Origin of the sequence: Pseudomonas sp. Irchel 3E13, from assembly GCF_900187455.1 — a bacterium.
GTDB lineage: Bacteria > Pseudomonadota > Gammaproteobacteria > Pseudomonadales > Pseudomonadaceae > Aquipseudomonas.
Genome location: NZ_FYDX01000011.1, coordinates 113,166 through 137,068, shown reverse-complemented (window position 1 = coordinate 137,068; position 23,903 = coordinate 113,166). Strand labels below are relative to the sequence as shown.

The following is a 23,903-nucleotide window of genomic DNA, read 5'->3' as shown; positions in this document are numbered from 1 at the left end:
TAATCGCTGGCTTGCCAGCGATGAGGTCCTATAGACCCTGCAAGGTTTCCAGCAACACCCGCACCTTGGTGATCGACTCCTGATACTCCGACTCCCAATCCGAGTCCGCCACCACCGCGCCACCACCCCAGCAGCAGACCTGCCCGTCCTTCACCAGCAGGCTGCGAATAGCGATCGAGCTGTCCATCTCGCCGCGCACGTCCACATACAGCAATGACCCGCAATACAGCGCCCGACGGCTGGGCTCCAGCTCGTCGATGATCTGCATCGCGCGGATTTTCGGTGCGCCGGTGATGGAGCCGCCAGGGAAGCTGCCGGCGATCAGGTCCAGCGCGTCCTTGTCCGCCGCCAGCCGGCCGGTCACCGCGCTGACCATGTGGTGCACGTTCGGGTAGCTTTCCAGGCTGAACAGCTCCGGCACACGCACCGAACCGATCTCGCAGGTGCGGCCGAGGTCGTTGCGCAGCAGGTCGACGATCATCAGGTTCTCGGCGCGGTCCTTGCTGCTGGCCAGCAGCGCTTCGCCGTTGGCGCGGTCTTGCAGTGGGTCGGCGCTGCGCGGGCGGGTGCCTTTGATCGGGCGGGTTTCCACCTGGCCGGCACTGACCCGGATAAAGCGCTCGGGCGAGAAACTCAGCAGGGTGCTGCCGTCGTCCAGCGTCTGGAAGCCGGAAAACGGCGTCGGGCACGCCGCCCGCAGCGCCTGATAGGCGTGCCACGGATCGCCCTGACAGGGCGCGCGGAAACGCTGGGTCAGGTTGATCTGGTAGCAATCGCCGGCCTGGATGTACTGCTGGACCCGTTCGAAGGCCTCGCGGTATTGCTCGGCACTGATGTCGCCGCGCATCGGCGCGTCGAGGTGGAAGCGTTCGCTGGGGCTTGGTGTAACCGGGTTGAACCGTTCGATCAGGCGTTCGCGTTCGGTCTGCGCCAGGGTCGGGTGGAACAGCAACTGGCTGGTGCCCGTCTGGTGATCGCTGATCAGTGCCCACGCATACAGGCCGAGGGTCGCGTCCGGCAGGCCGAGGTCGTCCCGCGCCAGTTCCGGCAATTGCTCCAGCCGTCGGCCGAAGTCATAGCTCAGGTAGCCGATCAGGCCGCCGGCGAAGGGCAGTTCCACGCCGTCCGGCAACTCGGCCGGGCCCAACTCGGCAAGGCTGTCGCGCAGCCGTTGCAGGTAGTGCTCGCCCGACTCGCCCGCTTGCACCACCAGGCTGCGCAGCGGCCAGGCGCTGAGCAGGTCGAAACGGCCGCGTTCGGCGCCCGGACGGGCACTGTCGAGCAGCACGGCGCCGGGTGCCTGGCGGATGCAGTCGAAATAGCGGGCGGGGTCGGCCTGGTAGGGCAGGGGGTGCAGTGTGCAGGTTGGCATTCGTTTGAACGGCTTGTAGGCGGGGGAGGCATTGTAGACCCGTGTAGGAAATGCTCCTAGAGGTCCTACAGGAAGAAACCGACCGCCCCGACGGCAAAAGCGACGGGGCGGTCGAGGTTCACTGGGCCGGCACGTGGCCGAACAGATCCTGGGCAAAGCGCACGCGATCTTCGACGCTTTCCTGGACACCGTCTTTCGCCAGCTTTTCCAGGTGCGCCTCGATGGCGTGGGTGCGCTGGGTCAGGCCGCAGTCGTTGGCGATCTGGATGTTCAGGCCGGGGCGGGCGTTGAGTTCGAGGATCAACGGGCCTTTGTCCTGGTCCAGCACCATGTCCACGCCGATGTAGCCCAGGCCGCACAGTTCGTAGCAGCCGGCGGCGAGCTTCATGAAGCCGTCCCAGTTCGGCAGTTGCACGCCGTCCACCGCGTTGGTGGTGTCCGGGTGCTTGCTGATGATGTTGTTCAGCCAGGTGCCGCGCAGGGTTACGCCGGTGGCCAGGTCGACGCCGACCCCGATAGCGCCCTGGTGCAGGTTGGCCTTGCCGCCGGACTGGCGGGTCGGCAAACGCAGCATGGCCATGACCGGGTAACCCATCAGCACGATGATGCGGATGTCCGGCACGCCTTCGTAGCTGATGCTTTTGAAGATCTGGTCCGGGGTTACCCGGTACTCGATCAACGCACGGTCGCGGTGACCGCCGAGGGAGTAGAGGCCGGTGAGGATGCTGGAAATCTGGTGCTCGATTTCCTCGTGGCTGATGATCTTGCCCGAGACGGTGCGGTAGCGGTTCTCGAAGCGGTCGGCGATCACCAGGATGCCGTCACCGCCGGCGCCCTGGGCCGGCTTGATGACGAAGTCGCTGCGCCCGCCGATGATCTGGTCGAGTTTCTCGATCTCTTTCTCGGTGGAGATGATCCCGTACATCTCCGGCACATGGATGCCGGCCTGGATCGCCCGTTCCTTGGTGATGATCTTGTCGTCGACGATGGGGTACAGGTGGCGCTTGTTGTACTTGAGGACGTAGTCCGCGTTGCGCCGGTTGATACCCATGATGCCCCGGGCTTCCAGGGCCTTCCATGTCTTCCAGAGTCCGAACATCAGGCGTCAGCCTTCACGAAAGCCTTGAAGCGAACCAGCTCCGTCAGGCGGTAGCCGCGGTAGCGACCCATCGCCAGCATGAAGCCCACCAGGATCAGCAGCACCGCCGGGAAGGTGAAGATGAAGTACACCAGTTCCGGCACGGTCATCAGCAGGTGCGCCAGGGAGGCGGCGAACAGGGTGCCGATGGCGACTTTCATCGCATGGCCACCACCGCGCTCTTCCCAGGTGATCGACAGGCGTTCGATGGTCATGGTCAGAATCACCATCGGGAACAGTGCCACCGACAGGCCACGTTCCAGGCCCAGCTTGTGGCTGAACAGGCTGATGGCGGCGATCAGCACCACGACGAAGGTCAATACCACCGACAGGCGCGGCAGCATCTGCAGCTTGAGGTGTTCGAGGTAGGAGCGTAGTGACAGGCCCAGCGCGGTGATCACGGTGAACAGCATGATGCCGAAGCCCAGCTGCGTTTCGCGGAAGGCCAGGGCGATCAGTACCGGGGTGAAGGTGCCGAGGGTCTGCACGCCGATCAAGTTGCGCAGGATCAGGATCACCAGCACGCCGATCGGGATCATCACCATGATCATGAAGGTCTGCTGGGTCTGCAGCGGCAGGCCGTAGAGCGAGTATTCGAGGAAGTCGGCGTCGGTGTTCTCGTCGGTCAGCTTGGCCAGGCGGATGGCGTTCATCTCGCTGTTGTTCAGGCTGAAGCTGACGCTGACTTTCTTGCCGCCGTCGACGGTGATCAGGTTGTCGTCACCGGTCCACCACAGCAGGCGGTCGCTTGGCAGGCCCTGCTCGCCGGTATCCGGGTTGAAGTACAGCCAATCGTTGCCGTTGAAGCTGCGCAGCCAGAGTTCCGGGGTCTGCGGCTGGTCGGCCACCAGGCGGATGGTTTGCACGCGTTCGAGCGGAACGTGGGCGATGGACAACAGCAGGTCGATGACCTTGGCCTTCTTCTGCACCGAGGTGTCACCGGCCAGCAGCAGCTTGACGTTGTCGTCGTTGAGATTGTTGACACGCTTGATGGTTTCGCCGACGAAGGTCTCGACGTCCGCCGAATGCTGGCGGATCGGCGCCAGCAGCGCTTCGGCAGCGATCTTCTCCGGGCCTTCCACGGGCAGGCTGTCGCGGAAGGTCGGGCCTTTGATCTTGGGCTTCTCGGTGCTGTAGCGCTTGGTCAGCACCAGGCGGTAGTAGAGCGTCTGGTTGCCGCTGGCGCGACGGGCCGACCAGGTCACCTTGCGGTTGCCGTCGACGCGGTTGACGCTCACGCCATAGTTGTTGGAGATGAAGCTCTCGTTGAGGCTGACGTAGTCACGGCTCAGCGGCGGCACGTACATCTGGACCTTGACCGGGTCTTTTGGACTGGCGACGAACTCGACCTTGGCGTCGATGTTCCACAGGTCGTCGGTTTCGTCCTCGGTCACCGGGATGCCCAGGAAGAAGATCTGATAAGCCGTGATCAGGATACCCAGCAGCACCAGTACGGTGATCAGGACTTTCAGATGAAGGGTAAGAGAGCGCATCGGGGTTACTCTGCGGTGTGAGCGTCAGTGGCGCAGGCGGGTTTGCCGGCAGCGTATTTAAGGCTTGGATCGACCAGCGCATCGAAGTGCTTGAGCGCCTCGGAGCCGATCAGCAACGGGTACTGGAAGGCGCTGCGATCGGTCAGGTTCACTTCGATGCTGCGCAGGGCGGTACCCATGCAGATATTCAGGCTGATCACCGGACGGGCGGTGTAGCCCTTGCCCTCGTCCGGGTTGTAGTCGCCGGCGCGTCGCTTGATCTTGCTGACGCGCGCCAGAGGGCGTTCTATCGGATGGGAATGAGCGGCGTCAATGGCCAGGTAGAAGCGTACCCAGGATTCGCCGTTACGCTTGAAACGCTTGATGTCGCGGGCGCTGAGGGAGGCGGTCTTGGCCCCGGTGTCGAGTTTGGCGGCGACTTCCAGGTTGATATCGGCAAGCCGGGCGTATTCGTTCAGGCCGTAGACGGTCTTGCCCGCCGCCTGGCCCAGGGCCGGTAGCAAACAGAGGCTGAGCAACAGTAGAAGGGGCGAAAGTCTCATAGATCCTGGCGCAATGCTGTGGGTGTTCAGGTCAAGGCCACTGGCAGTTCTGCGCAAGCTCCTCGTTGGTCTGACAGAAAAACATGACAGACACACTATCCATACCCCAAAGAGGCGGCGGCATTCTATCACGCTGGTATTCCGGCGCCAGCGGCGCAACTCAGACAACACGCGGTCCCTTGAAGTTCGTTCTTAGACGATTGTCGACAATATTGAATTTGTCTTTGACTGCAATGGCGTATTTAGCTAATTTCAGCGCATTGGATTTTCAAGGTGTCGACAATCATGCTGGACACAGCTCAAGCACCCGGCGTAACCCAGGATGACTCGGAAACCCTTTCCGAAAACGTCTTTCGACGCATCCAGGCCGCGATCGTCAAGGGTGAGATTGCCCCGGGCAGCAAGATCTCCGAGCCGGAACTGGCGCGCACCTACGGCATCAGCCGCGGCCCGCTGCGTGAGGCCATCCACCGCCTGGAAGGCCAGCGCCTGCTGGTGCGGGTGCCGCATGTCGGCGCCCGGGTGGTGTCACTGAGCCATGCCGAACTGATCGAGCTGTACGAGATCCGCGAATCCCTCGAAGGCATGGCCTGCCGCCTGGCCGCCGAGCGTATGAGCGTAGCCGAGATCGATGAGCTGCGCCGGGTGCTCGACACCCACGAGCGCGACGCCGCGTTCCAGGCCGGGGTCGGCTATTACCAGCAGGAAGGCGACTTCGACTTCCACTACCGGATCATCCAGGGCAGCGGCAACCGCACCCTGGTGCAGATGCTCTGCGGCGAGCTTTATCAGCTGGTGCGCATGTACCGCATCCAGTTCTCGGCGACGCCCAATCGGCCGCGCCAGGCCTTTACCGAACACCACCGGATTCTCGACGCCATCGCCGACCGTGACGGCGAACTGGCGGAACTCCTGATGCGCCGCCACATCGGCGCTTCCAAACGCAACATCGAGCGTCACTACCTGGACGCCACTAACCCACGAGGTGAGTCATGAGTCAGAAAAGCAGTCCCGGCCAGCGTTTTCGCGATGCAGTAGCTGCCGAGCACCCGTTGCAGGTTGTCGGCGCCATCAACGCTAACCACGCGCTGCTGGCCAAGCGTGCCGGGTTCAAGGCCATCTACCTCTCCGGTGGCGGTGTTGCTGCAGGCTCCCTCGGCCTGCCGGACCTGGGTATCACCGGCCTGGATGACGTGCTCACCGACGTGCGCCGCATCACCGACGTCTGCGACCTGCCGCTGCTGGTGGATGTCGACACGGGCTTCGGGTCCTCGGCGTTCAACGTCGCCCGTACCGTGAAGTCGATGATCAAGTTCGGCGCCGCCGCCATCCATATCGAAGACCAGGTCGGCGCCAAGCGTTGCGGCCACCGTCCGAACAAGGAAATTGTCTCGCAGCAGGAGATGGTCGACCGCATCAAGGCCGCCGTCGATGCCCGTACCGATGACAGCTTCGTGATCATGGCGCGCACCGACGCGCTCGCCGTGGAAGGTCTGGAAGCCGCGCTTGATCGCGCCGCCGCCTGCATCGAAGCCGGCGCCGACATGATCTTCCCGGAAGCCATCACCGAACTGTCGATGTACAAGACCTTCGCCGAGCGCGTGCGTGCGCCGATCCTGGCCAACATCACCGAATTCGGCGCTACTCCGCTGTACACCACCGAGGAACTGGCGTCCGCCGACGTCTCCCTGGCGCTGTACCCGCTGTCGGCGTTCCGCGCCATGAACAAGGCCGCCGAGAACGTCTACAACGCGCTGCGCCGCGACGGCACGCAGAAGAATGTGATCGACACCATGCAAACCCGCATGGAGCTGTACGACGCCATCAACTACCACGCGTTCGAGCAGAGCCTCGACGCCCTGTTCGCCCAGAAAAAAGCCTGACTCACATGATCCTGCAGGAGCGGGCTTGCTCGCGAAGGCGTCAACCAGGGCGCCGTGTCCTCAGGATCCGAAACACGATTAGCCAAAGCTTCCATAACAAATTCAAGAAAGGAGATATCCCATGGCCGAAGCAAAAGTACTCAGCGGAGCCGGCCTGCGTGGCCAGGTGGCCGGGCAGACCGCACTGTCGACAGTCGGTCAGGCGGGCGCCGGGCTGACCTACCGCGGCTATGACGTCCGTGACCTGGCCGCCAACGCCCTGTTCGAAGAAGTCGCCTACCTGCTGCTTTACGGAGAACTGCCGAACAAGGCCCAGCTCGCCGAATACCAGGCGCGCCTGAAAACCCTGCGCGACCTGCCGCAGGCGCTGAAAGAAGTGCTGGAGCGTATTCCGGCCAACGCCCATCCAATGGATGTCATGCGTACGGGCTGCTCGGTGCTTGGCACCCTGGAGCAAGAGCTGAACTTCGACCAGCAGCGTGACAAGACCGACCGCCTGCTGGCGCTGTTCCCGGCGGTGATGTGCTACTGGTACCGCTTCAGCCACCACGGCGTGCGCATCGACTGCACCAGTGACGAAGACACCATCGGCGGCCACTTCCTGCACCTGCTGCACGGCAAGAAGCCGAGCGAGCTGCACGTCAAGGTGATGAACGTTTCGCTGATCCTCTACGCGGAGCACGAATTCAACGCCTCGACCTTCACCGCGCGGGTGTGTGCTTCGACCCTGTCGGACCTGTACTCCTGCGTCACCGCCGCCATCGGTTCGCTGCGCGGTCCGCTGCACGGCGGCGCCAACGAAGCGGCGATGGAACTGATCGAACGCTTCCAGAGCCCGCAGGAAGCCGTGACCGAACTGCTGAAAATGCTCGAGCGCAAAGACAAGATCATGGGCTTCGGCCATGCCATCTACAAAGAGTCCGACCCGCGCAACGAAGTGATCAAGGGCTGGGCCAAGAAGCTGGCCGATGAAGTGGGTGACACCGTGCTGTACCCGGTCTCCGAAGCCATCGACAAGACCATGTGGGAGCAGAAGAAGCTGTTCCCGAACGCCGACTTCTACCATGCCTCGGCGTACCACTTCATGGGCATCCCGACCAAGCTGTTCACCCCGATCTTCGTCTGCTCGCGCCTGACCGGCTGGGCAGCGCACGTCTTCGAGCAGCGCGCCAACAACCGCATCATCCGTCCGAGCGCCGAGTACACCGGCGTCGAGCAGCGCACGTTCGTGCCGATCGAGCAGCGCTGATAAAGAGCCCGCCGCACCTGGCTCTGTTTCTGTAGGAGCGAGCTTGCTCGCGATGGCGATGAATCTGTCAGTGGGTTTGATCCCGCTGACGCTATCGCGAGCAAGCTCGCTCCTACAGGGCGGGGCAGGGCAGACAGGGTCTATCCACCGAACACCGTGACCGAGCCGACCTGACCATGAACACCGAATTCCGCAAGTCCCTGCCAGGCACCGGCCTGGACTACTTCGACGCCCGCGCGGCAGTCGACGCGATCGCGCCGGGCGCTTACGACCGGCTTCCCTACACCTCCCGCGTGCTGGCAGAAAACCTGGTGCGTCGTTGCGATCCCGCGACCCTCAACGCGTCGCTGAGCCAGCTCATCGAACGCAAGCGCGACCTCGACTTCCCGTGGTTCCCGGCGCGTGTGGTCTGCCACGACATCCTTGGCCAGACCGCCCTGGTCGACCTCGCCGGCCTGCGTGACGCCATCGCCGACAAAGGCGGTGACCCGGCCCAGGTCAACCCGGTGGTGCCGGTGCAGTTGATCGTCGACCACTCGCTGGCCGTGGAGTGCGGTGGCTTCGATCCGCAGGCGTTCGAGAAGAACCGCGCCATCGAGGACCGTCGCAACGAAGACCGTTTCCACTTCATCAACTGGACCAAGAAGGCGTTCAAGAACGTCGACGTGATCCAGCCCGGCAACGGCATCATGCACCAGATCAACCTGGAGAAAATGTCGCCGGTGATCCATTCCGAGCGCGGCGTGGCCTATCCCGACACCTGCGTCGGCACCGACAGCCACACCCCGCACGTCGATGCCCTGGGTGTGATCGCCATCGGTGTCGGCGGCCTGGAAGCCGAGAACGTCATGCTCGGTCGCGCGTCCTGGATGCGCCTGCCGGAAATCGTCGGCGTCGAGCTGTCCGGCAAGCCGCAACCGGGTATCACCGCCACTGACGTGGTGCTGGCCCTGACCGAGTTCCTGCGCAAGCAGAAAGTGGTCGGCGCCTACCTTGAATTCCACGGCGAAGGTGCCCGCGCCCTGACCCTGGGCGACCGCGCCACCATCTCCAACATGGCCCCGGAATACGGCGCCACTGCGGCGATGTTCGCCATCGACGCGCAGACCATCGACTACCTGCGCCTGACCGGTCGTGAAGAGGAGCAGGTCAAGCTGGTCGAGACCTACGCCCGTGAAGCCGGCCTGTGGGCTGACAGCCTGGTCAATGCCGAATACGAGCGCGTGCTGCGTTTCGACCTGTCCAGCGTCGTGCGCAACATGGCCGGCCCGTCCAACCCTCATGCCCGCGTCGCCACCAGCGACCTGGCGGCCAAAGGCATCGCCGGTGCCTGGGAAGAGGTGCCGGGGCAGATGCCGGACGGCGCGGTGATCATCGCCGCCATCACCAGTTGCACCAACACCAGCAACCCGCGCAACGTCATCGCCGCCGGCCTGCTGGCGCGCAATGCCAACAAGCTCGGCCTGGCCCGCAAACCGTGGGTCAAATCGTCCCTGGCGCCGGGTTCGAAGACCGTCGCCCTGTACCTGGACGAAGCCGGCCTGACCGACGAACTGGAGCAGTTGGGCTTCGGCATCGTCGCCTTCGCCTGCACCACCTGCAACGGCATGTCCGGTGCACTGGATCCGCAGATCCAGCAGGAAATCATCGACCGCGACCTGTACGCCACCGCCGTGCTGTCGGGTAACCGCAACTTCGATGGCCGTATCCATCCGTATGCCAAGCAGGCGTTCCTCGCTTCGCCGCCGCTGGTGGTGGCCTACGCCATCGCGGGCACCATCCGCTTCGATATCGAGAAGGATGTGCTGGGCGTGGTCGACGGCAAGGAAATCCGCTTGAAGGATATCTGGCCGAGCGACGCGGAAATCGACGCGGTGGTCCGCGCTTCGGTGAAGCCGGAGCAGTTCCGCCAGGTCTACATCCCGATGTTCGCCATCGAAGAAGACAAGGGGCCGAAGGTTCCGCCGCTGTATGAATGGCGCGAAATGAGCACCTACATCCGCCGTCCGCCGTACTGGGAAGGCGCCCTGGCCGGTGCGCGTACGCTTACCGGCATGCGCCCGCTGGCGGTGCTGCCGGACAACATCACCACCGACCACCTGTCGCCGTCCAACGCCATCATGCTGGACAGCGCCGCGGGCGAGTACCTGGCGAAAATGGGTCTGCCGGAAGAGGACTTCAACTCCTACGCAACCCACCGCGGCGACCACCTGACCGCCCAGCGCGCCACCTTTGCCAACCCGAAACTGTTCAACGAGATGGTGCTGGAAGACGGCAAGGTCAAGCAGGGTTCGCTGGCCCGGGTCGAGCCGGAAGGCAAGGTCACCCGCATGTGGGAAGCGATCGAAACCTACATGGAACGCAAGCAACCGTTGATCATCGTCGCCGGTGCCGACTACGGCCAAGGCTCGTCCCGCGACTGGGCGGCCAAGGGTGTGCGTCTGGCGGGAGTCGAGGCCATCGTCGCCGAAGGCTTCGAGCGCATCCACCGCACCAACCTGGTCGGCATGGGCGTGCTGCCGCTGGAGTTCAAGCCGGGCGTCGATCGCAAGACGCTGGGGCTGGACGGTAGCGAGCTGTATGACGTGGTCGGCGAGCGTACCCCGCGGGCGACCCTGACCCTGGTCATCACCCGCAAGAACGGCGAGCGCGTCGAAGTGCCGGTGACCTGCCGCCTGGATACCGCTGAAGAAGTGTCGATCTACGAGGCCGGTGGTGTGTTGCAGCGCTTTGCCCAGGACTTCCTGGAAGGCGCGGCCTGATATCGGCACGGCGCGGGCAGTGATGTTGACTGCCCGGGCCTTATCGCTGGCAAGCCAGCTCCCACAGGTACGGTGAACGCCGCACCTTGTGGGCGCTGGCTTGCCAGCGATTGGGGTTTCACCTATTGAACTGACAGGACAAATCCATGGCGCATGTACCCCAGATCAAAATCCCCGCCACCTACATCCGTGGCGGCACCAGCAAGGGTGTGTTCTTCAATCTCCAGGACCTGCCCGAAGCCGCGCAACTGCCCGGCGCCGCCCGCGATGCGCTGCTGCTGCGGGTGATCGGCAGTCCCGACCCCTACGGCAAGCAGATCGACGGCATGGGCGGAGCGACCTCCAGCACCAGCAAGACGGTGATCCTGTCCCGCAGCATCAAGCCGGAGCACGACGTCGATTACCTGTTCGGCCAGGTGTCGATCGACAAGGCCTTCGTCGACTGGAGCGGCAACTGCGGCAACCTCTCGGCGGCAGTGGGTTCCTTCGCCATCAGCGCCGGCCTGGTCGACCCGGCCCGTGTCCCGGCCAATGGCGTCGCCACTGTGCGTATCTGGCAGGCGAATATCGGCAAGACCATCATTGCCCACGTGCCGGTCACCAACGGCGAGGTGCAGGAAACCGGTGATTTCGAACTCGACGGCGTGACGTTCCCGGCGGCTGAGGTGCAACTGGAGTTTCTCGATCCGGCCGCCGATGAAGACGACGGCGGCGGGGCGATGTTCCCCACCGGCAATCTGGTCGATCAGCTTGATGTGCCGGGTGTCGGCAGCTTCGAAGTGACCCTGATCAGCGCCGGTATCCCGACCATCTTCGTCAACGCCGAGGCCATCGGCTACAGCGGCACCGAGTTGCAGGACGCGATCAACGGCGATAACGCGGCCTTGGCCCGTTTCGAAACCATCCGTGCCCATGGCGCGGTGCGCATGGGGCTGATCAAGCACATCGACGAAGCCGCGGGCCGGCAGCACACGCCGAAGGTCGCTTTCGTGGCGCCGCCGGCGGACTACCTGTCGTCCAGTGGCAAACAGGTGAAAGCCGGTGATATCGACCTGCTGGTGCGGGCGCTGTCCATGGGCAAGCTGCACCACGCCATGATGGGCACCGCGGCCGTTGCGATTGGTACGGCGGCGGCGATTCCGGGAACGCTGGTCAACCTCGCGGCCGGTGGCGGCGAGCGCGAAGCGGTGCGCTTCGGGCATCCTTCCGGGACCCTGCGGGTGGGTGCGCAGGCGCAGCAGGTGGGCGGGCAATGGACCGTGACCAAGGCGATCATGAGCCGCAGTGCGCGGGTGTTGATGGAAGGGTGGGTGCGGGTGCCGGGGGATTCGTTCTAAGGCATTTTTCGCAGGCTTCGGCTTTGAACAGCGGTGTCCGTCGAGAGGCGGGCACCGTTTTTTTGTTTCCGGGGCCGCGTAGCGGTCCTAGAACCATCAATCACGAATGCAGCAGACATAAAAAAGCCCCGCTTTTCAGCGGGGCTTTTTCAACGCAGGTTCTGCTTAGATCTGAACAGCGGCGATCTTGGCGTTCGCGGCGACCTCGCGGAACTCGGCGATCTGGTCGAAGCTCAGGTAGCGGTAAACGTCGGCAGCCATGCTGTCGATGTTCTTCGCGTACTCCATGTACTCCTCGACGGTCGGCAGCTTGCCGAGGATCGAAGCGACCGCGGCCAGTTCAGCCGAAGCCAGGTACACGTTGGTCGCGTCGCCCAGGCGGTTCGGGAAGTTACGGGTCGAGGTGGAAACCACGGTCGAACCGGTCTGTACGCGAGCCTGGTTACCCATGCACAGCGAGCAGCCTGGCATTTCCATGCGCGCGCCAGCCTTGCCGTAGATGCCGTAGTAGCCTTCTTCGGTCAGTTGGTGAGCGTCCATCTTGGTTGGCGGAGCCAGCCACAGACGGGTAGGGATGCCACCCTTGACCTTCTCCAGCAATTTACCGGCAGCGCGGAAGTGACCGATGTTGGTCATGCACGAACCGATGAACACTTCGTCGATCTTCTCGCCCTGTACGGTCGACAGCAGACGGGCGTCGTCCGGGTCGTTCGGCGCGCAGAGCACAGGCTCTTTGACGTCGGCCAGGTCGATTTCGATGATTTCGGCGTATTCGGCGTCGGCATCGGCGGCCAGCAGTTCAGGGTTGGCCAGCCAGGCTTCCATGGCTTGCGCGCGGCGCTCCAGGGTGCGTGGGTCGCCGTAGCCTTCGCCGATCATCCAGCGCAGCAGGGTGATGTTGGAGGTCAGGTACTCGGCGATGGCTTTTTCCGGCAGCTTGATGGTGCAACCCGCGGCGGAACGTTCGGCCGAGGCGTCGGACAGCTCGAAGGCTTGTTCGACGGTCAGATCGTTGAGACCTTCGATTTCCAGGATGCGGCCGGAGAAGGCGTTGATCTTGCCCTTCTTCTCGACGGTCAGCAGGCCTTGCTTGATCCCGTAGTAAGGGATGGCATGAACCAGGTCACGCAGGGTGATGCCAGGTTGCAGCTTGCCCTTGAAGCGAACCAGGATCGATTCCGGCATGTCCAGCGGCATGACGCCGGTGGCGGCGGCGAAGGCGACCAGGCCGGAACCGGCCGGGAACGAGATGCCGATCGGGAAGCGGGTGTGCGAGTCGCCGCCGGTGCCGACGGTGTCAGGCATCAGCATGCGGTTCAGCCAGCTATGGATGATGCCGTCGCCAGGACGCAGGGACACGCCGCCACGGGTGCGGATGAAATCCGGCAGGGTGTGGTGGGTGGTGACGTCGATCGGCTTCGGATAGGCCGCGGTGTGGCAGAACGACTGCATGACCAGGTCAGCGGAGAAGCCCAGGCACGCCAGGTCTTTCAGCTCGTCACGGGTCATCGGGCCAGTGGTGTCCTGGGAACCGACGGTGGTCATCTTCGGCTCGCAGTAGGTGCCCGGACGAACGCCGGTCACGCCGCAGGCCTTGCCGACCATTTTCTGTGCCAGGGTGTAGCCTTTGCCGGTGTCGACAGGCTGCTCTGGCTTCTTGAACAGGTCGGAAGCGCCCAGGCCCAGTTCGGTACGGGCTTTCTCGGTCAGGCCACGGCCGACGATCAGCGGGATACGGCCGCCAGCGCGGACTTCGTCCAGCAGGACTTCGGTTTTCAGCGCGAAGTTGGTGACCAGCTCGTCGCTACCGTGACGGCGTACTTCGCCTTTGAACGGGTAGACGTCGATGACATCGCCCATCGCCAGGTTGGTGCAGTCGAATTCGATCGGCAGGGCGCCGGCGTCTTCCATGGTGTTGTAGAAGATCGGGGCGATCTTGGTGCCGAAGCAGAAACCACCGGCGCGCTTGTTCGGCACGTACGGGATGTCGTCGCCGAAGAACCACAGCACGGAGTTGGTTGCGGATTTACGCGAGGAACCGGTACCGACCACGTCACCGACGTAGGCGACCGGGAAGCCCTTGGCTCTGACCGCTTCGATCTGCTTCAGCGGACCGACCGAACCTGGTTGCTCTGGCTCGATGCCGTCACGGGCCATTTTCAGCATGGCCAGGGCGTGCAGCGGGATGTCAGGGCGCGACCAGGCGTCTGGAGCAGGGGACAGGTCGTCGGTGTTGGTTTCGCCAGGCACCTTGAACACGGTCAGGGTGTATTTCTCGGCGATAGCAGGACGGGTGGTGAACCACTCGCCGGCAGCCCAGGAGTCCAGTACAGCCTGGGCGTGCGCGTTGCCGGACTTGGCTTTTTCGGCCACGTCGTGGAAGGCATCGAACATCAGCAGGGTGTGCTTGAGCTGTTCGGCCGCGACGGCGCCCAGTTCGGCGTCATCCAGCAGCTCGACCAGGGTGGCGATGTTGTAGCCGCCCTGCATGGTGCCCAGCAGCTCGGTGGCACGCTTGCGGTCGATCAGAGGGGATTTGGCGTCGCCTTTGACGATGGCGGAGAGGAAAGCGGCCTTGACGTAGGCGGCTTCGTCGACTCCCGGCGGAACGCGGTCGGTGATCAGTTCAACGAGGAAGGCTTCTTCGCCGGCCGGCGGGTTTTTCAGCAGCTCGACCAGGCCTGCAGTTTGTTCGGCGTTAAGCGGCTGGGGAACGATACCCAGGGCTGCGCGCTCTTCGATATGTTTGCGGTAGGCTTCAAGCACAGTTATTACCCTCATCAGTGGTCCCAAATGGGTGTCCGGGACGCTCATCCAGAAAATCCGCACTCATGCGCAAATACGGCTTTTTGAGCCGCGTAGCCAGAGTTGCAGGAAATCCTTACAGAAGCTGCTTTCAAAGTTTTACGCCTGCAGAACGGGGAGCTGATGAGGGCTGGCACGGGACATTCACAGGTGAATCTCCCGAGCCAACGCCGTTCTACCGGATAACTGTGCTCGTGACGCTTTGAAAACAGCTTCTAACGGACATTTGGCGCCTTAAAAGGCCGGGTGATTCTACGGCAAATTCAAAATAAAGGTAAGGCAGCGGCGAAGACTTTAGCGGGTGACCCTCGTTAGACAAAGGGCTAACATGGCCGTCTGTTCCGTTGCCATGCTGTCGATTTGCCCATGTCCAATCAGTCCATCAAGACGCCTTGCGTCGGCCTCTGTTCCACGGTTTACGGGGATCTGGTGTGCCGCGGCTGCAAGCGATTCCACCATGAAGTGATCCACTGGAACGGCTACAGCGAGGATGAAAAACGCGCGGTGTGGTTGCGTCTGGAGCAACTGCTGGTCCAGGTGATGACCGCCAAGCTGGAGGTTTTCGACGCCGGGCGGCTGCGCCAGCAACTGGAGCAGCGCAAGATCCGCTACGTCCCCCATCAGTCCGAATATTGCTGGGCCTACCAGTTGATCGCCCGCGGCGCGCGGGTGATCCGCGAGCTGGAGGCCTACGGGCTGGTGTTGTTGCCGGAGTTTCGCGAGTGGGAATTGCCGGAACTGCGGGATGCCATCGATACCGAGTTCTTTCTTCTTTCTGAAGCCCACTACCAGCGGTATATCGCGCCGGGTTTCTTGAAGGATGCGTTGGGCTAGTCCGTTTTGGCCTCATCGCTTGCCAGCGATGAGGCCCTCAAGGTTTCCTCAAGAATCAGCCTTGTGCCAATTCATTCAACTGCGCCGCCACTTCCGCCGTCTTCAGCACCAGCACATCGCATTCCAGCGAATCCAGCACCACTTCCGACGTATTGCCGATCAGCGCGCCGGTGATCCCGGTGCGGGCCACGGTCCCGATCACCGTCACCACCGCGTCCAGCTTGCTGGCGGTGTACGGAATCAGCACGTCCGCCGGGCCCTCGGCGACATGCAGGCGCTCGTCGCTGATGTCGAACTCCGCCTGGAAGGCGGCGCAGGCCTCGCGATAGCGTTGCTCGATGGTTTCCTTGAGCTGATAGACCGGGTCCGCTGCCGACAACATGGGCGACGGGTGGGCGCTGATCACGTGCAGGTTGCCCTTGGCCAGGTCGGCGATGGCGTAGCCGTGGTCGACGATATCGCCATGCAGCACGCGGTGGTCCTGGTCGTTGTTGCCCACGTCGACGGCGGCGAGGATCACGCCGCCGGTCCATGGCCGTTCGGTCTTGACCATCAACACCGCCGCCGGGCACAGGCGCAGCAGTTTCCAGTCGGTGGGGGTGAGCAGGGCCTTGCGCAGTGGGTTGTCCGGGCGGTGCTCCTTGATCACCAGCTCGCAGCCTTCGGCCTGCTGCACGTCGATGATCGATTCGTGAAGGGTGTCGTGCCACGCCTGCTCGAAGGTGACGTTGTCGTAGCCATCATCGTGCAACTGGCTGGAGAGCAGGCTGAGCAGGGCGCTGTGGTCGTGTTTCTTGTCGCACATCAACAGGTGAAGGCGTGCGCCGGTCGCCTTGGCGATGAGTTTGGCCCGGGTCAGGGCCCGGCTGTGGGCGTGCTCGGGATCGAGTACCACCAGGATGCTGCGTACGGCTTGCATGAACGAGAACTCCCTTCGGAAATGGCGACCAATGCCTGACTATAGTCGGCGCTCGATGCGACGCGGCTTGATACATATCAAAGCATAGTCACTGGTGATAGTTGCCCGCGCCGGTATAATCGCCGGCCCTGTCGCCCTCTGCCGTTTGTGAATCATGGAACTCATCCCCGAAATCGAAGCCTTCCTCGGTTGCCGCACGCCAGATGCCTGGGTGCAAGCGGCGCTGGCCGATCAGGAAACAATGCTGATCGACCACAAGAATTGCGAGTTCAAGGCCGCCAGTACGGCGCTGAGCCTGATCGCCAAGTACAACACCCACATCGACCTGATCAACATGATGTCGCGCCTGGCCCGCGAGGAACTGGTGCACCACGAACAGGTGTTGCGCCTGATGAAGCGGCGCAAGGTGCCGTTGCGTCCGATCAATGCCGGTCGTTATGCCTCGGGCCTGCGCCGGCTGGTGCGTTCTCATGAGCCGGTCAAGCTGGTCGACACCTTGGTGGTCGGCGCCTTTATCGAAGCGCGCAGTTGCGAGCGGTTCGCCGCACTGGTGCCGCATCTCGACGAAGAACTCGGCAAGTTCTATCACGGCCTGCTCAAGAGCGAGGCGCGGCACTATCAGGGCTACCTGAAGCTGGCCTATCAGTACGGCGATGCCGCTGATATCGAACGCACCATCGAGAAAGTCCGTGAAGCCGAGGCGGAACTGATCGTCTCGCCGGACGAGGAATTCCGCTTCCACAGCGGCGTTCCGGCCTGAATCCCTGCGGCGCGCGGGTTCTCTGCGCGCCGATGTTTCCCTGCCTGAATCCCGACTGCTCCGCTCGGCCTTTCGTCGTCAAAATAGCAAGCAAGCTAATAAATGCCTGGACAATTAATGTCTGGGCAGTAATATCTGCTTACATCACTGCCTAAGCAGGTTTCTCCCTTCATGTCCCACTTCACTCCGGAAAACTTCCAGACCTGCACCATCGGCCTGCTCCTCGGGCGTGCCGCGCTGGTCAAGGACCGCATTCTCGATAGCCACCTGCAGGATTACGGCGTCACCGCCGCGCAGTTCAAGGTGCTGATCATCGTCGCCCAGTACGGCGTCGACACCCCCGCCGAGCTGTGCCGTTACCTCGGCCTGGACAGCGGTTCCATGACCCGCATGCTCGACCGCCTCGAACAGAAAGACCTGATCGCCCGCAGTCGCTGCCCCGAGGACCGCCGGCAAGTGCGTGTCGAGTTGACCGGAGAAGGACAGAAACTCGCCGATCGTCTGCCGCATATCGGCGCCGAGGCGATGAACGAACTGGTCGGCGTGCTGGCTGCTGATGAGCTGGCCACGCTCACCGCGATTCTTACCAAGGTCCTGCTCAATGCCGGCGATTCGCTGACGGCGCTGCGGGTGAGTGACAAATGAGCACAACCACCTTGCGCAGCAGCCTGAGCCTGCTGGTTATCGCCCTGACTCTGGCCGGTTGCGCCAGCTACCGCGGCCTCGCGCCGGAAGGCCAGCGCCTGGCGGCCAGCGATCTCAAGTCTGAACAGACCCTCAAGGGCGTCACCCTGTCGCCGGCCGCCTGGCCGAAAAGCGACTGGTGGCGCAGCCTCGGTGATCCGCAACTGGACGGCCTGATCGGCGAAGCCCTGCGCGACAGCCCGGACATGCAAATCGCCAGCGCCCGCGCCCATCAGGCCAGCGCCGCGGCCTATGCCGCCGACGCCGACCGCATGCCGAGCCTGGACGCCAACGGCAGCGTCAGCCGCTCGCGGCTGGCCCGGGACCAGGATCCGGCCGGGCAGGGTGGTCGCTATTCGACCCTGCGCAGCCTGAGCCTCGACTTCAATTACACCTTCGACCTCTGGGGTGGCCAGCGCGCCGCCTGGGAAGCCGCGTTGGGCCAGGCCCGCGCCGCCGAAGTCGATCGCCAGGCCGCCAGCCTGACCCTCGCCGCCGACGTGGCCCGGGCCTACAGCCAGTTGGGCCAGGCCTATATCGTCTACGACCTGACCCAGGATGACCTCAAGCGCACCCGGCAGATGCTCGACCTGGGCCAGCGTCGGCTGTCCGCCGGGATCGACAGCGAATACCAGCTCCAGCAGACCGAAAGCCTGGCCGCCAGCTCCGAAGAACAGGCGATCAATGCGCAGAAACAACTGCACAGCGCACAGATCGCCCTTGCGGTATTGCTCGGCAAAGGGCCGGACCGTGCCCAGCAGATTGCCCGGCCCGCGGTACTCAAGCCCGGCGCGGTGGCCTTGCCATCGGTCCTGCCCGCCGAACTGCTCGGCCGGCGTCCCGATCTGGTGGCGGCACGCTGGCGGGTCGAAGCGGCGAGCAAGTCGATCGACGCGAGCAAAACCCGCTTCTACCCCAACCTCAACCTGAGCGCCGCCGCCGGCACCCAGGCACTGTTGGGCGACGCGATCTTCGGTGCGCCGAGCCGCTTCTTCAATATTGCCCCGACCATTTCGCTGCCGATCTTCGACGGCGGCCGCCTGCGCGCCGACCTCGATGCCCGCGACGCCGACTACGACCTTGCCGTTGCCCAGTACAACAAGAGCCTGGTCAACGCCCTCGGCGAAGTCAGCGACAACATCGACCAGTTGCATGCCCTCGGCGAGCAGGTCGCGACCAAACAGCGCGCCACCGACATCGCCCAGCAGTCCTACGACACCGTCATGCAGCGCTACGGCTCCGGCATCGGCAACTTCCTCGACGTGCTGAGCATCGAGCAGCAACTGCTACAGGCCCAGCGCCAACTGGCCGAGCTCAATGCCGAGCGCATCGACCGTTCGATCCTGCTGATGCAGGCCCTCGGCGGCGGTTTCCAGCCTGATGCGGCATCCCAACAGCAGCAGGCCGCGGCAGCATCGCCGGCCTCCCGTCACCCTTAACCCGCCAAGGTATTCGTCAATGGCTACCCCAACTTCGGACACTGCCGTCAACGAGCAGGACGTTAACAATCAGCGCAAGCGCAAGACCTGGCTGCTCGGGCTGCTGCTCGTGGTGCTGGCCATCGGCGCCGGCACCTGGGCCTGGCACGAGCTTTACGGGCGCTGGACTGAAAGCACCGACGACGCCTACGTCAACGGCAACGTGGTCGAAATCACCCCGCTGATCAGCGGCACCGTGATCAGCATCGGCGCCGACGACGGCGACCTGGTGCACGCCGGCCAGGAGCTGATCCGCTTCGACCCGAGCGACGCCGAAGTCGGCCTGCAGGCCGCCGAGGCTAAACTGGCCCGGGCGGTACGTCAGGTCCGCGGGCTGTACAGCAACGTCGACGGCATGAAGGCCCAGGTCGCGGCGCGCCAGGCCGAGCTGCAAAAGGCCCAGGAAAACTACAACCGGCGCAAGACCCTCGCCGCTGGCGGGGCGATTTCCCAGGAAGAGCTGTCCCACGCCCGTGACGACCTGTCGTCGGCGCAGAGCGCGCTGAGCAATGCCCGGCAGCAACTGAACACCACCACCGCGCTGGTGGATGACACCGTGGTGTCGTCTCACCCCGAGGTCCAGGCCGCCGCCGCCGAACTGCGCCAGGCTTACCTGAGCAATGCCCGCACCACCCTGGTGGCGCCGGTCACCGGTTATGTCGCCAAGCGCACCGTGCAACTCGGCCAACGGCTGGAGCCGGGCACCGCGACCATGGCGGTGATCCCGCTGGACCAGTTGTGGATCGACGCCAACTTCAAGGAAACCCAACTGCGCAACATGCGCATCGGCCAGCCGGTGGACATCAGCACCGACCTCTACGGCAGCGACGTCAAGTACAGCGGCACCATCGACAGCCTCGGCGCCGGCACCGGCAGCGCGTTCGCCCTGCTGCCGGCGCAGAACGCCACCGGCAACTGGATCAAGATCGTCCAGCGCGTCCCGGTGCGGGTGCACATCAATGCCGAGCAACTGAACCAGCATCCGCTGCGCATCGGCCTGTCGACCACGGTCGACGTCGATCTGCATGACCAGAGCGGTCCGGTACTGGCGCAGCAGGCGCCGCAGAAGGCGACCTTCGCCACCCAGGTGTATGACCGTCAACTGGCCGAGGCTGACACGTTGATCGCCCGGTTGATCCACGACAACAGCGCCAGCGACAAGACTGCCCAGCGATGAGCAACCAGGCTTCGTTCACCCCGCCGAGCCTGCTGCTGACCACCATTGGCCTGTCGCTCGCGACCTTCATGCAGGTGCTCGACACCACCATCGCCAACGTGGCGTTGCCGACCATTTCCGGCAACCTCGGCGTCAGTTCGGAGCAGGGCACCTGGGTCATCACCTCGTTCGCGGTGAGCAACGCCATCGCCTTGCCGCTGACCGGCTGGCTCAGCCGGCGCTTTGGCGAGGTCAAGTTGTTCATCTGGGCGACCCTGCTGTTCGTGCTGGCGTCGTTCCTCTGCGGTATCTCGCAGTCGATGCCGGAACTCGTGGGTTTTCGCGTGCTTCAGGGTGTGGTCGCCGGGCCGTTGTACCCGATGACCCAGACCTTGCTGATTGCCGTCTATCCCCCGGCGAAACGCGGGATGGCCCTGGCGCTATTGGCGATGGTCACGGTGGTGGCGCCAATCGCCGGGCCGATTCTTGGTGGCTGGATTACCGACAGCTATAGCTGGCCGTGGATCTTCTTCATCAATATCCCCATCGGCTTGTTCGCCGCCGCCGTGGTTCGCCAGCAGATGCGCACGCGGCCGGTGCAGACCAGTCGCCAGCCGATGGACTATATCGGTCTGCTGAGTCTGATCATCGGAGTCGGCGCCTTGCAGATCGTGCTCGACAAAGGCAACGACCTGGACTGGTTCGAGTCGAACTTCATCATCATCGGCAGCCTGATTTCCGTGGTGTTCATCGCGGTGTTCATCATCTGGGAGCTGACCGACAAGCACCCGGTGGTCAACCTGCGGCTGTTCGTGCACCGCAACTTCCGCATCGGCACCATCGTGCTGGTGGGCGGCTACGCCGGTTTCTTCGGCATCAATCTGATCCTGCCGCAATGGCTGCAGACCCAGATGGGCTATACCGCGACCTGGGCCGGGTTGGCGGTGGCACCGATCGGCTTGCTGCCGGTGCTGCTGTCGCCTTTTGTCGGCAAGTACGCGCACCGCTTCGACCTGCGCCTGCTGGCCGGTCTGGCGTTCCTGGCGATCGGCGCGAGTTGCTTCATGCGGGCGGAGTTCACCCATGAAGTGGACTTCCAGCACGTAGCCCTGGTGCAGTTGTTTATGGGGATTGGTGTGGCGCTGTTCTTCATGCCGACCTTGAGCATCCTGCTCTCGGACCTGCCGCCGCAGCAGATTGCCGACGGCTCCGGCCTGGCGACCTTCCTGCGCACGTTGGGCGGCAGCTTCGCCGCGTCGCTGACCACCTGGATCTGGATCCGCCGAGCCGACCAGCACCATGCTTACCTGAGCGAAAGCATCAGTACCTACGAGCCGGCGACCCGCGAAGCGCTGAACCAGATGGGCGGGGCAGGGGGCGCGTCATACCGGCAACTGGAACAGATGCTCAGCAGTCAGGCGTACATGATGTCGACAGTGGATTACTTCACCCTGATGGGCTGGGTGTTCGTCGGGTTGATCTTGCTGGTGTGGCTGGCCAAGCCGCCGTTCGCGGCGAAGGCAGGGCCGGCTTCGGCCGGGCATTGAGGAAGGAATCGGCTGAAACCCGCGGGCGCGGTTAACGCGCCCGGGGCAGAGCATTCAGATCTGCTGAATGCCGGTGATGTGCGGCGCGCCGTTGGTCGGTGCGTAGATCGACACGATTACTTTGTAAATCAGTTCGCTGCCCGGTACTTGGGCATTGCTCAGGTAGCGGTAGTTGGTACCGTTGACCACCTGAGTTGACACTTCCAGCGGCGTGTACTGCACGCCGACGAAGCCGTGCAGGGCTTCCTGGAATACTTTTTTGTCCTGAGCAGTCAGTGGGTGATAAGCAGACCAGCCACCAACGATTTGCGCTTGAGCACTCATTGCATCTCACTCCTTGATTAAGTTCCTACTCATCTGGCTTTTCGGAATTCGCCCCGTCTATTCGATGGTTTCCGGCATCCATGTTCGCGGATTTCGTGTGATTCAGTTCACACGGTGGCGCTACGATATCACTGGCAAGCAGCGTGTCTGTCCGCCATTGACAGTGCGCAACGTAAGCGATTGGCGAAGACAGATACGCACCTGAAGCTGCGTGCGCAAAGTGCTGTGGCCCGAGGCAGAAGGCCGTCGTGGACGACTTTCGGAGGAGGGCGGAGAGCGCTTCGCGGGCTGGCCGCGAAGCGGAGGGTCAGGCGAACGCGAACGGGGCCAGTTGAAAGCCCTGCTCATCCACCTGCAAGGCCCAGCCTTGTCGGTCCCAGTCGCCCAGGACGATGCGCCGGCCGGCGCTGCCGTCATCAAGGGTGAGTTTGTGGATCGCCGGCCGATGGGTGTGGCCGTGGACCAGGGTGTGCACGCCATGCTGCTGCATGATTCGCGGCACTTCCTCGGCGGTCACGTCGATGATGTCGGTGGCTTTCATGCGGGTCTGCGTCTTGCTTTCGCTGCGCAGCTTGCGCGCCAGCTTGCGCCGGGTGCTCAACGGCAGGTGTCGCAGGATCCACAGGCTCAGCGGGTTGCGCAGGGTGCGGCGCAGCTTCATGTAGGCTTCGTCGCGGGTGCACAGGCTGTCGCCGTGCATCAGCAGCACTGGCTCGCCGCCCATCTCGACCACGCTGGGGTCGCGCAGCAGGGTGACGCCCGCGGCCTTGCAGAAGGCCTTGCCGATCAGGAAGTCGCGGTTGCCGTGCATCAGGAACACCTGGGTGCCGCTGTCGCTCAGCGTACGCAGGGCCTGGCAGATGGAAGCCTGGAATGGCGTCATGCCGTCGTCGCCGATCCAGGCCTCGAAAAAGTCGCCCAGGATGTACAACGCTTGAGCATCGCGGGCGCGTGTTGCCAGCAGATCAAGAAACGCCCGGGTAATGTCCGGGCGTTCTTCTTGCAGATGCAGATCGGAGATCAGCAGTATCACTCAATGATCTCGGCTTTCTCGATGATCACGTCTTCTTTCGGCACGTCCTGGTGGCCGGACTTGGAGCCGGTGGCCACGCCTTCGATAGCGTCGACGATGTCCTGGCCTTCGGTCACTTCACCGAACACCGCGTAACCCCAGCCCTGCACGTTCTTGCCGCTGTGGTTGAGGAAGTCGTTGTTGGAGGCGTTGATGAAGAACTGCGCAGACGCCGAATGCGGCTCCATGGTGCGGGCCATGGCGATGCTGTACTTGGTGTTCTTCAGGCCGTTATCCGCTTCGTTCTGGATGGTGGCGCGGGTTTTCTTCTGGGTCATGCCAGGCTCGAAGCCGCCGCCCTGGATCATGAAGCCCTTGATGACACGGTGGAACACGGTGTTGTCGAAGTGGCCTTCTTTAACGTACTGGACGAAGTTTTCCACGGTTTTCGGGGCTTTCTCGGCATCCAGTTGCAGGATGATGTCGCCGTGGTTGGTGCTCAGTTTGACTTTGGCCATGCTGAAATTCGCTCTCTCAAGGCATGTGGGAAGGAGGGGTGTACAACGGTGTATTTGACCCTGACGCCCGCTCTGGCGTCGGCGATACGT

20 protein-coding genes are annotated in these 23,903 nt (G+C 63.4%); 11 read left to right on the top strand and 9 right to left on the bottom strand.

The window, feature by feature from the left end; translation table 11 throughout:
- Positions 1 to 28 precede the first annotated feature (28 nt).
- The 4 genes from pabB to CKW37_RS20285 all read right to left on the bottom strand — a co-directional run bounded on the left by pabB (position 29) and on the right by CKW37_RS20285 (position 4,545).
- A complete protein-coding gene (gene pabB / locus CKW37_RS20300) occupies positions 29 to 1,372 on the bottom strand; it encodes an aminodeoxychorismate synthase component I (protein WP_095157786.1) in 1,344 nt (447 codons plus the stop codon).
- A gap of 118 nt (positions 1,373 to 1,490) precedes the next feature.
- Positions 1,491 to 2,471, bottom strand: coding sequence for an alpha-L-glutamate ligase-like protein (locus tag CKW37_RS20295; RefSeq protein WP_095157784.1), 981 nt, complete (start codon positions 2,469 to 2,471; stop codon positions 1,491 to 1,493).
- Positions 2,471 to 4,003, bottom strand: a complete 1,533-nt coding sequence (locus tag CKW37_RS20290; protein WP_095157782.1) for an inactive transglutaminase family protein — start codon at positions 4,001 to 4,003, stop codon at positions 2,471 to 2,473. Before CKW37_RS20290 ends, CKW37_RS20295 begins: the two co-directional genes overlap by 1 nt.
- A gap of 5 nt (positions 4,004 to 4,008) precedes the next feature.
- Positions 4,009 to 4,545: an ATP-dependent zinc protease gene (locus CKW37_RS20285; RefSeq protein WP_095157781.1), complete on the bottom strand. Its 537-nt coding sequence runs from the start codon at positions 4,543 to 4,545 to the stop codon at positions 4,009 to 4,011.
- 285 nt (positions 4,546 to 4,830) lie between these two features.
- On the opposite strand from CKW37_RS20285, the gene CKW37_RS20280 reads away from it, so the two are divergent.
- The 5 genes from CKW37_RS20280 (at position 4,831) to prpF (ending at position 11,776) form a co-directional block, all read left to right on the top strand.
- Complete coding sequence (locus tag CKW37_RS20280; RefSeq protein ID WP_095157779.1) at positions 4,831 to 5,541, top strand: GntR family transcriptional regulator; 711 nt, start codon at positions 4,831 to 4,833, stop codon at positions 5,539 to 5,541.
- Positions 5,538 to 6,428 (top strand): methylisocitrate lyase, encoded by an 891-nt coding sequence (gene prpB, locus CKW37_RS20275; protein ID WP_095157777.1) that lies wholly within the window; start codon positions 5,538 to 5,540, stop codon positions 6,426 to 6,428. Before CKW37_RS20280 ends, prpB begins: the two co-directional genes overlap by 4 nt.
- A 121-nt stretch (positions 6,429 to 6,549) precedes the next feature.
- Positions 6,550 to 7,677, top strand: a complete 1,128-nt coding sequence (gene prpC, locus CKW37_RS20270; RefSeq protein ID WP_095157775.1) for a 2-methylcitrate synthase — start codon at positions 6,550 to 6,552, stop codon at positions 7,675 to 7,677.
- 176 nt (positions 7,678 to 7,853) lie between these two features.
- Positions 7,854 to 10,439 carry a Fe/S-dependent 2-methylisocitrate dehydratase AcnD gene (acnD, locus tag CKW37_RS20265; protein WP_095157773.1) on the top strand — a complete coding sequence of 862 codons (2,586 nt, stop codon included), beginning with the start codon at positions 7,854 to 7,856 and terminating at the stop codon, positions 10,437 to 10,439.
- A gap of 146 nt (positions 10,440 to 10,585) precedes the next feature.
- A complete protein-coding gene (prpF, locus tag CKW37_RS20260; protein ID WP_095157771.1) occupies positions 10,586 to 11,776 on the top strand; it encodes a 2-methylaconitate cis-trans isomerase PrpF in 1,191 nt (396 codons plus the stop codon).
- A gap of 165 nt (positions 11,777 to 11,941) precedes the next feature.
- On the opposite strand, the gene acnB is transcribed toward prpF, so the two are convergent.
- Entirely contained in the window at positions 11,942 to 14,542 is a 2,601-nt protein-coding gene (gene acnB / locus CKW37_RS20255) for a bifunctional aconitate hydratase 2/2-methylisocitrate dehydratase (protein ID WP_095157769.1), read from the bottom strand.
- Positions 14,543 to 14,947: 405 nt separating this feature from the next.
- Between acnB and CKW37_RS20250 the strand changes: the two genes are divergently transcribed.
- Entirely contained in the window at positions 14,948 to 15,415 is a 468-nt protein-coding gene (locus tag CKW37_RS20250) for a DUF1289 domain-containing protein (RefSeq protein ID WP_095157767.1), read from the top strand.
- Positions 15,416 to 15,470: 55 nt separating this feature from the next.
- On the opposite strand, the gene CKW37_RS20245 is transcribed toward CKW37_RS20250, so the two are convergent.
- Positions 15,471 to 16,334, bottom strand: a complete 864-nt coding sequence (locus CKW37_RS20245) for a universal stress protein (protein WP_095157765.1) — start codon at positions 16,332 to 16,334, stop codon at positions 15,471 to 15,473.
- A 154-nt stretch (positions 16,335 to 16,488) separates the two neighbouring features.
- Between CKW37_RS20245 and CKW37_RS20240 the strand changes: the two genes are divergently transcribed.
- From CKW37_RS20240 to CKW37_RS20220, 5 genes are all read left to right on the top strand, one after another.
- Positions 16,489 to 17,094 carry a tRNA-(ms[2]io[6]A)-hydroxylase gene (locus tag CKW37_RS20240; RefSeq protein ID WP_095157751.1) on the top strand — a complete coding sequence of 202 codons (606 nt, stop codon included), beginning with the start codon at positions 16,489 to 16,491 and terminating at the stop codon, positions 17,092 to 17,094.
- A 171-nt stretch (positions 17,095 to 17,265) separates the two neighbouring features.
- Entirely contained in the window at positions 17,266 to 17,739 is a 474-nt protein-coding gene (locus CKW37_RS20235) for a MarR family winged helix-turn-helix transcriptional regulator (protein ID WP_095157749.1), read from the top strand.
- Positions 17,736 to 19,217, top strand: a complete 1,482-nt coding sequence (locus CKW37_RS20230; RefSeq protein ID WP_095157747.1) for an efflux transporter outer membrane subunit — start codon at positions 17,736 to 17,738, stop codon at positions 19,215 to 19,217. Before CKW37_RS20235 ends, CKW37_RS20230 begins: the two co-directional genes overlap by 4 nt.
- 19 nt (positions 19,218 to 19,236) lie before the next feature.
- Complete coding sequence (locus CKW37_RS20225; protein WP_095157745.1) at positions 19,237 to 20,433, top strand: HlyD family efflux transporter periplasmic adaptor subunit; 1,197 nt, start codon at positions 19,237 to 19,239, stop codon at positions 20,431 to 20,433.
- The gene (locus CKW37_RS20220) at positions 20,430 to 21,959 is read left to right on the top strand and encodes a DHA2 family efflux MFS transporter permease subunit (protein ID WP_095157743.1); all 1,530 of its coding nucleotides are present in this window, start codon (positions 20,430 to 20,432) and stop codon (positions 21,957 to 21,959) included. The genes CKW37_RS20225 and CKW37_RS20220 overlap by 4 nt, the downstream gene beginning before the upstream one ends.
- 54 nt (positions 21,960 to 22,013) lie before the next feature.
- On the opposite strand, the gene CKW37_RS20215 is transcribed toward CKW37_RS20220, so the two are convergent.
- From CKW37_RS20215 to CKW37_RS20205, 3 genes are all read right to left on the bottom strand, one after another.
- Positions 22,014 to 22,283, bottom strand: a complete 270-nt coding sequence (locus CKW37_RS20215) for a hypothetical protein (protein ID WP_095157741.1) — start codon at positions 22,281 to 22,283, stop codon at positions 22,014 to 22,016.
- 307 nt (positions 22,284 to 22,590) lie between these two features.
- Positions 22,591 to 23,316, bottom strand: coding sequence for a UDP-2,3-diacylglucosamine diphosphatase (locus CKW37_RS20210; protein ID WP_095157739.1), 726 nt, complete (start codon positions 23,314 to 23,316; stop codon positions 22,591 to 22,593).
- Complete coding sequence (locus tag CKW37_RS20205) at positions 23,313 to 23,813, bottom strand: peptidylprolyl isomerase (protein ID WP_095157737.1); 501 nt, start codon at positions 23,811 to 23,813, stop codon at positions 23,313 to 23,315. Before CKW37_RS20205 ends, CKW37_RS20210 begins: the two co-directional genes overlap by 4 nt.
- Positions 23,814 to 23,903: the final 90 nt, after the last annotated feature.